General features: G+C 47.9%; 10 protein-coding genes. 6 read left to right on the top strand and 4 right to left on the bottom strand.

The window, feature by feature from the left end:
* Window positions 1-51: 51 nt before the first annotated feature.
* From ACIDITHRIX25_RS76315 to ACIDITHRIX25_RS76305, 3 genes are all read right to left on the bottom strand, one after another.
* Window positions 52-414, bottom strand: a complete 363-nt coding sequence (locus tag ACIDITHRIX25_RS76315) for a hypothetical protein (RefSeq protein WP_201733014.1) — start codon at window positions 412-414, stop codon at window positions 52-54.
* Between the two features lie 98 nt (window positions 415-512).
* Window positions 513-1,541, bottom strand: coding sequence for an IS3 family transposase (locus ACIDITHRIX25_RS76310; RefSeq protein ID WP_201732301.1), 1,029 nt, complete (start codon window positions 1,539-1,541; stop codon window positions 513-515).
* Window positions 1,538-2,059 (bottom strand): hypothetical protein, encoded by a 522-nt coding sequence (locus ACIDITHRIX25_RS76305; protein ID WP_201732300.1) that lies wholly within the window; start codon window positions 2,057-2,059, stop codon window positions 1,538-1,540. The genes ACIDITHRIX25_RS76310 and ACIDITHRIX25_RS76305 overlap by 4 nt, the downstream gene beginning before the upstream one ends.
* A gap of 94 nt (window positions 2,060-2,153) precedes the next feature.
* On the opposite strand from ACIDITHRIX25_RS76305, the gene ltrA (ACIDITHRIX25_RS76300) reads away from it, so the two are divergent.
* The 4 genes from ltrA (ACIDITHRIX25_RS76300) to ACIDITHRIX25_RS76285 all read left to right on the top strand — a co-directional run bounded on the left by ltrA (ACIDITHRIX25_RS76300) (window position 2,154) and on the right by ACIDITHRIX25_RS76285 (window position 9,722).
* Window positions 2,154-3,389, top strand: coding sequence for a group II intron reverse transcriptase/maturase (gene ltrA, locus ACIDITHRIX25_RS76300; RefSeq protein ID WP_201733576.1), 1,236 nt, complete (start codon window positions 2,154-2,156; stop codon window positions 3,387-3,389).
* Between the two features lie 689 nt (window positions 3,390-4,078).
* Complete coding sequence (ltrA, locus tag ACIDITHRIX25_RS76295; RefSeq protein ID WP_201732343.1) at window positions 4,079-5,347, top strand: group II intron reverse transcriptase/maturase; 1,269 nt, start codon at window positions 4,079-4,081, stop codon at window positions 5,345-5,347.
* Between the two features lie 829 nt (window positions 5,348-6,176).
* Window positions 6,177-7,319 (top strand): group II intron reverse transcriptase/maturase, encoded by a 1,143-nt coding sequence (ltrA, locus tag ACIDITHRIX25_RS76290; protein WP_249685720.1) that lies wholly within the window; start codon window positions 6,177-6,179, stop codon window positions 7,317-7,319.
* Window positions 7,320-7,559: 240 nt separating this feature from the next.
* Window positions 7,560-9,722 carry an IS1634 family transposase gene (locus ACIDITHRIX25_RS76285; protein ID WP_201733013.1) on the top strand — a complete coding sequence of 721 codons (2,163 nt, stop codon included), beginning with the start codon at window positions 7,560-7,562 and terminating at the stop codon, window positions 9,720-9,722.
* Between the two features lie 97 nt (window positions 9,723-9,819).
* Here the strand turns inward: ACIDITHRIX25_RS76285 and ACIDITHRIX25_RS76280 are convergent, their stop codons facing one another.
* Window positions 9,820-10,761 carry an IS1595-like element ISAxf1 family transposase gene (locus ACIDITHRIX25_RS76280; protein ID WP_052604138.1) on the bottom strand — a complete coding sequence of 314 codons (942 nt, stop codon included), beginning with the start codon at window positions 10,759-10,761 and terminating at the stop codon, window positions 9,820-9,822.
* A gap of 189 nt (window positions 10,762-10,950) precedes the next feature.
* On the opposite strand from ACIDITHRIX25_RS76280, the gene ACIDITHRIX25_RS76275 reads away from it, so the two are divergent.
* Together ACIDITHRIX25_RS76275 and ACIDITHRIX25_RS76270 are read left to right on the top strand one after the other, a co-directional pair.
* On the top strand, window positions 10,951-12,165 hold the full coding sequence (locus ACIDITHRIX25_RS76275) for a hypothetical protein (RefSeq protein WP_201733012.1): 1,215 nt from the start codon (window positions 10,951-10,953) through the stop codon (window positions 12,163-12,165).
* A gap of 16 nt (window positions 12,166-12,181) precedes the next feature.
* The gene (locus tag ACIDITHRIX25_RS76270) at window positions 12,182-14,206 is read left to right on the top strand and encodes an NHL domain-containing protein (protein WP_201733011.1); all 2,025 of its coding nucleotides are present in this window, start codon (window positions 12,182-12,184) and stop codon (window positions 14,204-14,206) included.
* The last annotated feature ends 41 nt before the right edge of the window (window positions 14,207-14,247 follow it).

Below are 14,247 nucleotides of genomic sequence, written 5' to 3'. Positions count from 1 at the left end.
CTTAGTTGCTATCCACTCGACCGGGGTAGCAATAAGTCAACTATCCCCGATTTATTTTCTTGCTTGTGTCAACTCCTCCCCAAGTAGATCGGTAATGGAGATTGGTTCGTCACAGGAGGGACAATATCCCCCTATTCCTACTCGAGCCATAAAGGTATTACACTCTAAGCAGCGTTGTTCTCCGAGGGATCTTTCACCACAACACCTACACTCATAGACGGTGAAGCCTCGATGTGACTTTGACCCTGGAACTGTGACTGGAAGAATGCCACCTATATCGTGACGTCGTCGATAAGCAAGAGCCCGACAAGCATCTGAGCAATAGGTTCTCCTCCCTGACAAGGGGAAGTTGCCTCCACAGACAGGGCACGCTATCGTGACGCTATCGTGACGCAACGGAGGTCTGGCACTCATGGCAGACTCGTTAGGTTCAAATCAGACGCTGCAGTGGTGGACTTTGATGTTGTCGTTGTCTGGTTTGTTGGAACAAGTGACGTAGAGACAACTGGCTTTCAGTTCCGGGTGTTGGCATTGATCCATCGTTTTGGATTCTTGGCTTTGGCCTCCTCGTAGACCTTGACTCGCTTGGCGAGGATCATGACATCTTCGCCGTTATGTTTTTGGTTTGGGGTCACAAAGTTCAAGCCAGAGTGATGGTGCTCCTCGTTGTAGAACTGAACGAATCCCTCGATCCAGACCCTTGCCGCCATGAGGGAGGCAAAGCCATCGTGGGGATAGCTCGCACAGTACTTGACTGTGCGAAACATCGATTCCATGTGAGCATTGTCATTCGACGTCCTGGGACGTGAGTAGGAGGCAGCTATACCAAGTAGGTAACACAGTGCCACTAGGGTTGTCCCCTTCATAGGTGAACCGTTGTCTGAATGTAGTACAGAAGGAGCGAGTGAACCCTCATTCAAAGTGGCCCTCTTTAGGACAGTTGCTAGATTTTCAGATGATTCATTCTCGTAGATCTCATAGCCGACGATCTTCCTGGAGTACAGGTCCATAATGAAGTGCAGGTAGTAGAAGAGACCTTTGATAGGCCCTGGCAGGTAGGAAATGTCGGTGACCCAAACTTCACGTGGTCCCTTAGCTACATGATTGGGCTCAGAACGCCTACGAGGCAGCGCTACCCGTCCTCGTCGCTTATTGAGTCCCGCGTCTCCTAAGACCCGATAGAAGGTGGACTCTGATGCTAAATAGACTCCTTGATCCGCTAGAGCTGGGACAATCTGAGCCGGTGGCAGTGAGCGGTACTCAGGACTGGCGCACACCTTTAGGATCTCGGCCCTCTCTTGATCACTCAGGGCATTAGGTGGGGTTGGATAGACCCTGGTGAGTCGTTTATCTTCGAGGATCGCATCTGAGATCTCCTTAGGTGATGCTTTGGTGGCATCCACTCCACCTGCCTTCCTCCAACGCTCATAGGTGCTCTCGCAGATTCCCACCTCCCTTACTGCGCAAGAGAGGTTGACACCAGCGCTATTGGCCTCAGCAATGAGAGTTACGGCTCGTTGGCGCTCTGAGAGAGGGATCAATCTTCCCTGTCCCCCCAGAACGCCTGGGCTTTTCCCCGCAACACCAGCAGAGCCGCAGTTTCTGCTAGTGCCTTCTCCTTACGAGCAAGTTCTCGTTCTAAGAGTGTCACCTTTGCTCGTTCATTGGCTAAGTTCGCACGGTACTCCTTGGCAGCGATACTAGAGCGGTCATTGGCTTCTTGACAGGCCGACTTCCAGCTATCGAGATCCTCCGCAAGAATCCCATGTTCTCGCAGGTAGGTACCAAGTTCGAGTTCGGTCATGGATTCAGTTCTAACAACAATCTCGTACTTTGCCTTCGACGAGAGCGTAAGCGACGGATTCCCAGATGCTGAGAACTTGCCAACGGCACCAGTTCGTTTCAGTGACGCGTTCCAGGTGTAGAGCGTATTGAGTGGAATTCCTTCAGCATTAGAAAGCTCGGTAATAGCACCCTCTGGAGCATTTCCACCATCGCCTAGCTCTAAGAGCTTCCTCAGCACTCGTTCCTTTTGTTCTCTTGGGTATACCTTTTTCATGACTCCTCTATCCTCGCCCTATATATGACTGTAGTAGATTTTCCGGCAAAGACTCTGAGGGCTAGGGAGACCACGACAAGAAAAAGCTTTTGATATCGACAAGTACGTCGTACTTAAAGCATACAAAGAGGCAAAAGCCAATCGAGGAGCACCAGGGATTGATAAGCAGTCCATCTCAGTCTTTGAGATGGATCTAAAGAACAATCTCTACCAACTCTGGAATCGAATGGCTTCTGGAAGTTATTTTCCAGCGGCAACTAGATATGTCGAGATAGACAAGTCAGATGGCGGTAAAAGAATCCTAGGTATTCCAACCGTCAAAGATCGCATCGCCCAAGGGGTAGCTAAAGCCTACATAGAGCCAAGATTGGAAGAGGTCTTCCACGAAGACTCCTATGGTTACAGGCCGAATCGCTCAGCCCATGATGCCATTGAAAAAGCACGCAAGAGATGTTGGAAGTACGATTGGGTCATTGATCTAGATATCAAGGCCTTCTTCGACACAATAGATCATGAACTGCTGCTAAAAGCTGTCTCTATGCACGTATCAGAGCCATGGATAATTCTCTACATCAAACGTTGGTTGAAAGCTCCAATGCAAAACAAAGATGGACAACTAATAGATCGAGAGCAAGGATTACCCCAAGGCGGGGTGATTTCTCCGATTTTGGCGAATCTGTTCTTACATTACGCTTTTGACAAATGGATGGTAAAGAACTTCCCGGATGCCCCGTTTGAACGATACGCGGATGACCTTTTGGTACATGTGGAAACAAAGAAACGAGCCGAAGAGATCCTAGAGGCTATAGGTCAGAGAATGACGCAGGTCAAGTTGGAGTTACATCCACAAAAGACCAAAATCGTCTATTGTAAGGACTCCAACCGTAAAGGAGAGTTCGAACAAATACGCTTTGACTTTCTAGGATTTACCTTTGCACCACGCTACGCCCGCAATAAGTTCAAGCAGCAGTTTAACAACTTCCTGCCAGCGGCTTCAGATAAAGCGGTAGAAGAAATGGGCAGAGAACTTAGGCGGTTTCGTATTCACCTCCAAACAGGCCAAACCATAGCCGAACTCGCCAGGCTTTACAACCCGGTGATCTTAGGCTGGATCAACTACTATGGACGCTTCTACAAATCCAGATTAGGCCAACTCCTCCGACGTATCAATATCTATTTGATTAGATGGGCACGCAAAAAGTACAGGCGACTTAGCATACGAGCAAATGCTTGGAAATACCTATCTCAAATAGCCGAACGTGAACCCAATCTTTGGGCTCACTGGTCATTTGGGGTAATACCAAAAGTCGGTTCGCTAGGAGCCGTGTGAATTGAGAGGTTCACGCACGGTTCTGTGAGAGCGGGGAGGGGAAGTTCCTCCCCGCCACTCGACGTGCGTCATGAATGAAAGAGGTTGTAAATCATGTAGAAGCTGATAACAATCACACTGCAATGCTACATAGATGATGGAGGTAGGCCCTCCGGGATCGCCTTTTGGGAGGAGATTCCAAACCACCGTACGGGGCATTAGCTAAAGACTGTTGTCCAAAGCGGTACGGAAAAGTTAGAGCAATGACTCTTTCAGGTATGAGTTAAGAAGACGAGTGAAAACAAACCACTGACGAAGCGTTCGAAATTGGTATGGATGATGTCGAAACCGAGGGACGTCGAACTTTCGGGACAACTTGGAGACTAACCCAATTAGTGCTCCTTGGGCATCCGGCGTGTAGGTGGCGTGAGCTTAACATCAGGCGTTTATGTGGAACATGAGAACCCAGTCCTAGACGTTCTTGGCTAAGCCCACATGGGCTAAGCCCAAAGATGAGGAAAAACCTACAAGTTGCAGATCAACAAGAGGGAAAGTACCAAATGCCTATGGATTGGGGGCGGACCATCCCGTAGTAGCTACGAAGTCCTTGTAATGAGGATGTAAGCCAAAGAGATGGAGTAAACAGCAGATCTAGTTGTAATTGGCAAATGAACAACTTCTCAAGGTAAAAGTTGAGGGGGAGGGATCAAATGTCAAGACCACGACAAGAAAAAGCTTTTGATATCGACAAGTACGTCGTACTTAAAGCATACAAAGAGGCAAAAGCCAATCGAGGAGCACCAGGGATTGATAAGCAGTCCATCTCAGTCTTTGAGATGGATCTAAAGAACAATCTCTACCAACTCTGGAATCGAATGGCTTCTGGAAGTTATTTTCCAGCGGCAACTAGATATGTCGAGATAGACAAGTCAGATGGCGGTAAAAGAATCCTAGGTATTCCAACCGTCAAAGATCGCATCGCCCAAGGGGTAGCTAAAGCCTACATAGAGCCAAGATTGGAAGAGGTCTTCCACGAAGACTCCTATGGTTACAGGCCGAATCGCTCAGCCCATGATGCCATTGAAAAAGCACGCAAGAGATGTTGGAAGTACGATTGGGTCATTGATCTAGATATCAAGGCCTTCTTCGACACAATAGATCATGAACTGCTGCTAAAAGCTGTCTCTATGCACGTATCAGAGCCATGGATAATTCTCTACATCAAACGTTGGTTGAAAGCTCCAATGCAAAACAAAGATGGACAACTAATAGATCGAGAGCAAGGATTACCCCAAGGCGGGGTGATTTCTCCGATTTTGGCGAATCTGTTCTTACATTACGCTTTTGACAAATGGATGGTAAAGAACTTACCCTATGCCCCGTTTGAACGATACGCGGATGACCTTTTGGTACATGTGGAAACAAAGAAACGAGCCGAAGAGATCCTAGAGGCTATAGGTCAGAGAATGACGCAGGTCAAGTTGGAGTTACATCCACAAAAGACCAAAATCGTCTATTGTAAGGACTCCAACCGTAAAGGAGAGTTCGAACAAATACGCTTTGACTTTCTAGGATTTACCTTTGCACCACGCTACGCCCGCAATAAGTTCAAGCAGCAGTTTAACAACTTCCTGCCAGCGGCTTCAGATAAAGCGGTAGAAGAAATGGGCAGAGAACTTAGGCGGTTTCGTATTCACCTCCAAACAGGCCAAACCATAGCCGAACTCGCCAGGCTTTACAACCCGGTGATCTTAGGCTGGATCAACTACTATGGACGCTTCTACAAATCCAGATTAGGCCAACTCCTCCGACGTATCAATATCTATTTGATTAGATGGGCACGCAAAAAGTACAGGCGACTTAGCATACGAGCAAATGCTTGGAAATACCTATCTCAAATAGCCGAACGTGAACCCAATCTTTGGGCTCACTGGTCATTTGGGGTAATACCAAAAGTCGGTTCGCTAGGAGCCGTGTGAATTGAGAGGTTCACGCACGGTTCTGTGAGAGCGGGGAGGGGAAGTTCCTCCCCGCCACTCGACGTGCGTCATGAATGAAAGAGGTTGTAAATCATGTAGAAGCTGATAACAATCACACTGCAATGCTACATAGATGATGGAGGTAGGCCCTCCGGGATCGCCTTTTGGGAGGAGATTCCAAACCACCGTACGGGGCATTAGCTAAAGACTGTTGTCCAAAGCGGTACGGAAAAGTTAGAGCAATGACTCTTTCAGGTATGAGTTAAGAAGACGAGTGAAAACAAACCACTGACGAAGCGTTCGAAATTGGTATGGATGATGTCGAAACCGAGGGACGTCGAACTTTCGGGACAACTTGGAGACTAACCCAATTAGTGCTCCTTGGGCATCCGGCGTGTAGGTGGCGTGAGCTTAACATCAGGCGTTTATGTGGAACATGAGAACCCAGTCCTAGACGTTCTTGGCTAAGCCCACATGGGCTAAGCCCAAAGATGAGGAAAAACCTACAAGTTGCAGATCAACAAGAGGGAAAGTACCAAATGCCTATGGATTGGGGGCGGACCATCCCGTAGTAGCTACGAAGTCCTTGTAATGAGGATGTAAGCCAAAGAGATGGAGTAAACAGCAGATCTAGTTGTAATTGGCAAATGAACAACTTCTCAAGGTAAAAGTTGAGGGGGAGGGATCAAATGTCAAGACCACGACAAGAAAAAGCTTTTGACAAAAGACAAGTACGTCGTACTTAAAGCATACAAAGAGGCAAAAGCCAATCACAATAGACACAAAGCGAGCACCAGGGATTGATAAGCAGTCCATCTCAGTCTTTGAGATGGATCTAAAGAACAATCTCTACCAACTCTGGAATCGAATGGCTTCTGGAAGTTATTTTCCAGCGGCAACTAGATATGTCGAGATAGACAAGTCAGATGGCGGTAAAAGAATCCTAGGTATTCCAACCGTCAAAGATCGCATCGCCCAAGGGGTAGCTAAAGCCTACATAGAGCCAAGATTGGAAGAGGTCTTCCACGAAGACTCCTATGGTTACAGGCCGAATCGCTCAGCCCATGATGCCATTGAAAAAGCACGCAAGAGATGTTGGAAGTACGATTGGGTCATTGATCTAGATATCAAGGCCTTCTTGGACACAATAGATCATGAACTGCTGCTAAAAGCTGTCTCTATGCACGTATCAGAGCCATGGATAATTCTCTACATCAAACGTTGGTTGAAAGCTCCAATGCAAAACAAAGATGGACAACTAATAGATCGAGAGCAAGGATTACCCCAAGGCGGGGTGATTTCTCCGATTTTGGCGAATCTGTTCTTACATTACGCTTTTGACAAATGGATGGTAAAGAACTTACCCTATGCCCCGTTTGAACGATACGCGGATGACCTTTTGGTACATGTGGAAACAAAGAAACGAGCCGAAGAGATCCTAGAGGCTATAGGTCAGAGAATGACGCAGGTCAAGTTGGAGTTACATCCACAAAAGACCAAAATCGTCTATTGTAAGGACTCCAACCGTAAAGGAGAGTTCGAACAAATACGCTTTGACTTTCTAGGATTTACCTTTGCACCACGCTACGCCCGCAATAAGTTCAAGCAGCAGTTTAACAACTTCCTGCCAGCGGCTTCAGATAAAGCGGTAGAAGAAATGGGCAGAGAACTTAGGCGGTTTCGTATTCACCTCCAAACAGGCCAAACCATAGCCGAACTCGCCAGGCTTTACAACCCGGTGATCTTAGGCTGGATCAACTACTATGGACGCTTCTACAAATCCAGATTAGGCCAACTCCTCCGTCGTATCAATATCTATTTGATTAGATGGGCACGCAAAAAGTACAGGCGACTTAGCATACGAGCAAATGCTTGGAAATACCTATCTCAAATAGCCGAACGTGAACCCAATCTTTGGGCTCACTGGTCATTTGGGGTAATACCAAAAGTCGGTTCGCTAGGAGCCGTGTGAATTGAGAGGTTCACGCACGGTTCTGTGAGAGCGGGGAGGGGAAGTTCCTCCCCGCCACTCGACTGAATTTCCCCCAAGACCCCGTTTAAGCCCCCTTTTAGCCCCTATTTAGGGGTAACCCCTATTTGGAGATGCTGGTAGATGAAGTTCGGTTTTCTCAAGTGGCGAATGTAGTGCCCTAAGCTGAGAGTTAGCTGGGAATATTGGCCTACAAGGTAATTCATCTGGTATACTTGTTATATGTTCATTCGCGAGAAGACCACTAAGAATAAGGCAACTGGAACTAAATATATAAAGCATCAGTTAGTTAGGTCTTATCGCGAAGGAGACAAAGTACGCCAAGAGATAGTTATGGATCTAGGACGACTTGAGATTGATCCTAAGGACTACAAGAAGCTAGCTCAGATATTGACGATGAGACTAGCTGGCTCTGAGTCTTTGTTTGAAGGTGATCTAGAACTAAAGTCAATCGCCGATAAAGTTCTATCTAGCTTTTCTGTTACTCAAACACTTCGCTCTGATCGTGAAGTAATCACAAAAGATGCCGAGTTCCTAAATGTCAATACATCATCTCTAGAGGCATCTGATATTAGGCGCTTAGGTCCTGAACTAATAGCTAGTAGCTTCTATGACAGATTGAAGATCAAAGAGCAACTACTACGGTGTGGCCTTAGTGAAAAAGAGACAGCAATTGCTAAAGCTGTAATATGTGCTCGTTTGGTTGCTCCTTCTTCTGATCTTGAAACACATCGCTTCCTAAAAGAGGACTCTGCACTCTATGAATTGGTAGACCAAGACCTTAGCAATATCGGTAAAGATGCTATTTATGAGATAGCTGATGCTATCTACGAAGCCAAAGACTCAATCGAGATGGCACTTATCAAAGCCGAGAATGAGCTTTACCCAACTAATAAGCGTCTCTTTTTATTTGATCTTACCAATGCCTATTTTGAGGGACGAACACTTGGTAATGATCTAGCCCAATATGGCCACTCCAAAGAGAAGCGCTTCGACTGTACTTTAGTAAGTCTTGCCCTTTTGGTGGATGATCGTGGACTACCGATCTATAGCCACATATATCCCGGTAATCAGTCAGAGCCTGAAACCCTTGGTGATGTCTTATCTAGTATCTCTAGTCACCTAAGACAGGGACTCTTTAGCGAAGATCTCCCAACGGTTATCATGGATAGAGGGATAGCAACTTATGACAACATCGCACTGATTGAGTCCTATGGTCTTAGCTATCTGGTAATTACACGCGCTAATGCAGCTAGACACTATCTAGCTGAACTACGCCAAGGAAAAGATACCTTCTTAGAGATCAAGAACTCCTCCAATGAGAGCATCTACATCAAAGAACTGGGTGATGACCTGGGTGTTGAGCTGGACGGCAAGGTGGGAGTTGTCGAGTCGGGTGCCGAGATGGATGGCAAGGTGGGAGTTGCCGAGGCGGCCAATGAGTCTCTTGGCGTCGATTCCATCGATGCCGGTCTACAAGTTGCCGGTCCTCAAGTCGCTCATCCACAAGCTAACCATTCACTTGGCGGCGAGTCCCTCGGTATCGATTCGATGGATACTGCTCCACAAGTAGGCGGTCCACAGGCCAAGCACTCCCCGAGCAATGAACCCCAAGCCAATCATTCCAATAGAGCTCAACCATACGCAAGTGACTCAATGGACAACAAGATAAAGCAGATCCTATGTATCTCAGAGCGTCGCAGGGATAAAGAAGAGGCAATTGCTAGAGGTATGCAAACTAAGTTCCAGAGTGCATTTGACAAACTAGCTGACTCAGTTAAGCGTGGTCAATATTCCAATGCCACAACTGTGGCTTCAAGAATAGGAAAGCTAAAGCAAGAGCATCGCTCTATTGCACGTCGCTATGAGATAGATGCCATAACTGGCGATGACCAAAAAGTCAAAGAGCTGGTTTTGACCGAGAAACCAAAAGTAAAAGAAGCAGCTGAGACTCTCTATGGTGCCTATGTGATTGAGACCAATAGGAACGATCTAGAACCAGAAGAGATCTGGAAGCTCTATATGACCCTAACAAAGGTAGAGGATGCATTCAAAGCCCTAAAGAGCAATCTAGGGATGAGACCGATCTATCACCAACTAGCTAGTCGTACCGCTGCTCATCTATTTATCTCAGTAGTTGCTTATCACCTCTATGGAGCAATTGCACTTAGCTTATCTCAAGCCGGTGACAAAAGAAGTGTTCACAGCATTCTTGCTCAAGTGTCTACCCATAGCCGCTTGAACGTAACGATGTTAGATGATAACAAACGTCTACATAACCTTCGTATCTCCTCTACTCCAAACTCTACCCAAAAAGAGATCTACTCTATTCTTGGAGTAGTAGATACCCTAGCTCGAACCAAGAAGGTGATTGCTCAACTGTAGTGCCCAAATCCAGACACCAATATGGTCATGAACTGGGCTTTCATGGGGTGGTTGCCGAAAGTAGGGCTAGATAATTATGTAATATTTTTCATACTTATCAAGTTTCGTAAGCAAGAGCCATTTTGGAATCAGATTCGCGGAGTAGCGGATGTGGAGACGCAAACACACATGTATTGAGAAGTCGCTCTACCAAGGACATTTCAAAGTGCCTTCGGTTGAATCGGTATGCGAATTCCTCGAGGTAAAGTTGCTTATGTTCCTCACGTCCGTGGTATGTTCCGTCGATAAATTTCTTGCAGTTCCCTATCAGGATGTTGAGCCATTTGAATGTTACATGTGCTTGTTCGTCTTTGGATAGAGTGATCGAATGCGCTAGTCCAAGGTCTCGAGCACATACCCCGTAACTTGGGTTACCATCACTTATCAGCTTGGTATCGGAATCTAAACGTCTCACAAAAACATCTTTGAATGATTTAGCAGTGGTATCTTTGATTACTTCCATGAAGCAATGAGTAGGAGCACCATTGCTAATCGACACTCCAATTAGGACATTGGTTTGTTTTGTTCCCTTTCCTCTTCTGCCTTCGCCATGGCTCTCACCACCTAAAAAGAACTCATCTACCTGGACGTTTCCTCCAAGTTTATATAAACCATTTCGGTCAGCCATTGCTTTTCGTAGCTTATTTAGCATCAACCAGCCAGTCGAATAAGATACTTGAACGAATTTAGCAATGGTAGTAGCCGAAAGACCACGCTTGTCGTTGGACAATAGATAGATAGCGGAGAACCACTTGGATAAAGAGATATGGCTTCGATGGAAGATGGTTCCGGAGGTAACGCTAGTTTGACGGTGACAAGATTTACATTGAAAAAGTGGAGCTCGAGATGCTGCATTTCTTCGATGGTTTGGCCTGATTAAGGTAAACTGGTCAGAGTCACACTTTGGGCATCTAAATCCCTCTTTCCACCGCAATTTGATCAAATGATCTTCACATGCTTCCTCTGAAGCGAAGCGTACCATAAAGCCTGAGATATCCACCATGCCTCCTTAATCGAACATCTGTTCTACTAAAGATTAGCTCCAATCTGGTCTCGGTGGAGGCGAAACTTACGAAACTTGATAAGTATGATATTTTTCTTGTAAACTTACGGGCATTATTATATGAGAACTAATTTCGATCTAGTGATTTTATCGGATTTAGAGTACTGAAACTAGGAGAAAGTAGGCATGGAGAGAAAAATTGGCTTCGGGCGGCTGTCCCGCCTATTGTTGGTACAGATTGCTGTGGTATTGGTAACTGGACTCGTGCTTTCGGTACTGTCGGTTACCCCGGCTTCAGCATCACAGGTATCCAACACATACTATGTCACAGTCTATGCCAACCAAGCCTACGGGATAAATGGTACTTTTTTTCAAACTCGGGTGAGCCCAGCGTTGCCCACAGGGGTATCTTTGACGGGTAGCGCTAGCTGTTCAACTATGTATGACAGTGGGGAGACCGGGACGACTGAGACGGTACCGACGAACGGATTAAACACACTTAACGTGGGCTCTTATTACTTCGTCACCAGCTCCTGTGCTAGCGAAAAAAGCTATCCGTTGGCCCTGACTGGTACAACCCAGCTATACAAACTTCAGATCCTTGGCGGTGCATACACAATTACCCCTGATGCAACGAAACTCCTAGCCTTTAGTTCAGAGAATAAGACCAATAACACGGTTACATTGGAGGTGGCCCTTGCGTACTTTCCGCCGAGTAGTGATAGCTCTCCATTGACTGGCCAGACAATCACCTTTGGTGAACAAGGCCAATTAGATGTCAATGGAATCACTACCGAGTTGTGGTCCGACCCTCCCTGTTCTCAAGGTAGCACTGCAAATCCTTCAAGTATTCAAACCGTTGGACCGTCTTCCTCTTCCTCTTCCTCTTCTCAAGCAAACTTGTCATTCGCAACGTGCACTCTGACTGGTCAAGATGCCACCAACTTTATTAAAGGCACCGGTGCGTGGACTGCCTCCTACGCTGGAAGCACGAACTACAAGCCTTCGTTCACCTATGGGGAGCTCGGTGGCGATACCTCAGTCGCACAGGCCACTTATGCGATACAGCAAGCAATACAGCAGCAAAAGAATCAGGTACAGATTGTTCTTAACACGTCGCCGCCGAATTGCCACCCAGCAAATCAGACAGACACCTCTATTATCACAGTAAGCATCGGTGAGCTCAGCTGCTCTCAAATCCAGATTTTGCAGACGGTCGTTGGAGTCGTCTTTGGAGTCGCGGCTGCATTGACCTTCGGTGGAGGATTACAGTTGGTAGCTGACATAATTGACCTCGTTAATTTCTCAAATGCCTCAGTGATAGACCTGCCAACTCTTCTCAACACCCTTGCTGCCCAGCAGAAAGCCCAGCTGGAAGCTTATTTTTCCACATCTATTTGATAAAGTGAGTACTAGAGTGAAAAATGAAATGACGGCGGCAAGGACGCACTTTCTTTCTGGGTTCGGACGCTTATTGTTGGCTGTAATGTTCGTATTGGCCGTAGGGATGATGGGGTTGACTCGAAAATCCACAGTCCAACTCGTTTCCGCGGTTGGAACTCTCTCGGCGACGAGCACAGCTATGGTGCCGAATGGCTTGGCTGTAGACGCGGCCGGCAACCTTTATATATCAGATATCGGAAGTCACGTAGTTTACAAGGTCACTCCACAGGGGGGTCTTTCAATTGTGGCTGGGGTTTCGGGCTCAAGTGGCGCCCTCACCCGGGGACCGGCTACAGCTTCGGAAATTGGCACCCCAGCCGGTTTGGCGGTTGACGCTAGCTCCAATGTGTACTTCGCAGACTCTTACAATCAAGCAATTGGGAAGGTGACATACTCGGGATCTACGTTGCCCGGAATACTCTCTATCTATGCTGGCAATCCTGGAAGTTACGGAGCCCCCATTCCAGGCCCCGCGACTAGCACCCCACTCTCGTCTCCGGAGGGTATTGCACTAGACAGCGCTGGCAACCTCTATGTCGCTGATTCTTTCCATTCGGTGGTTGAAAAGTTCACGCCCTCTGGGACCATGTCGATAGTGGCAGGTCAAGCTGACACCATCGGGGCACCCAACTGCACGTTGTCGACAACTACGCTTTACGCCATCACGTGCACGCCGATTCCGGCCACCAGTGCTTATTTGGACATCCCCGAGGCAGTGGCGGTTGACGGTAGTGGTGATATCTTTATCGCTGATACGGGTAACCATGTCGTCGAGGAGATTAATTCACAGACAGGGCTTCTTTCAGTTATTGCCGGGGTACCGGGCTCAAGCGGTGCTCCTACCTTAGGCCCGGCGAATAAGTCTGCGCTAGGTGATCCCACGGGGTTAGCCCTGGAAGCCAGTGGCAACCTTTACATTGCCGACCCGTCCAACAATGTGGTCGAGGAGATTAATTCACAGACAGGGGTTCTTTCGGTTGTAGCTGGGATGGTGGGCCAAAGTGGGCCGCCTACGCCGGGTCAGGCTACCTCATCTAAACTCAACAGTCCTGGGGAATTGGCGATATCGGGCAATAAGCTCTATATATCGGACACCAAGAACAACGTCGTGGAAAAGGTCGACCTTGCAGCGGGTACCCTTTCCATCTTTGCTGGTACAGGTACCGCACCAACACCAACACCAACCTCAATACCAATACCAACACCAACACCAACACCAACCTCAATACCAATACCAACACCAACCTCAATACCAGCACCAACACAGGGCTCTGGATATCAACTTGCTGCTGCCGATGGAGGCGTCTTCTCTTTTGACGCCCCCTTCTATGGCTCCGCGGCCAACACCCGATTGAATGCGAGGATTGTGGGTATGGCCCGCACTCCTAATGGTGGCGGTTACTGGCTCGTGGCCGCCGATGGAGGCGTCTTCTCCTTTGGTGACGCCGCTTTTCATGGATCGGCTACCAATATTCGTTTGAACCAACCGGTGGTGGGTATGGCTGTCGACCCCGCGACCGGCGGTTACTGGCTCGTGGCTGCCGATGGAGGCGTCTTCTCCTTTGACGCCCCCTACTACGGTTCGAAAGGCGGCGGAAACCTTACCTCAGCGATCGTCGGGATCGCCTCTACTCCGGATGGTGGCGGATACTGGATTACTACCGCGGACGGGCATGTCTACGGATTTGGGGACGCCTCTTACCACGGGGATATGGCCGGTAAGTCCCTGAACCAGCCGATAGTGGGTATCGCCTCTACCCCGACGGGTGGCGGTTACTGGCTCGTGGCTGCCGATGGAGGCGTCTTCTCCTTTGGTGACGCCGCTTTCCATGGATCGGCTACCAATATTCGTTTGAACCAACCGGTGGTGGGTATGGCAGTCGACCCCGCGACCGGCGGTTACTGGCTCGTGGCTGCCGATGGAGGCGTCTTCTCCTTTGACGCCCCCTTCTATGGATCGGCTGCCAATATTCGTTTGAATGAGCCGATAGTGGGCTAGGGCACTAGGTGCTGGTCTGGTAGCGCCCATGCGGATCGAAT

Source organism: Acidithrix sp. C25, from assembly GCF_904848545.2.
This window is presented reverse-complemented; position numbering and strand designations above follow the sequence as displayed.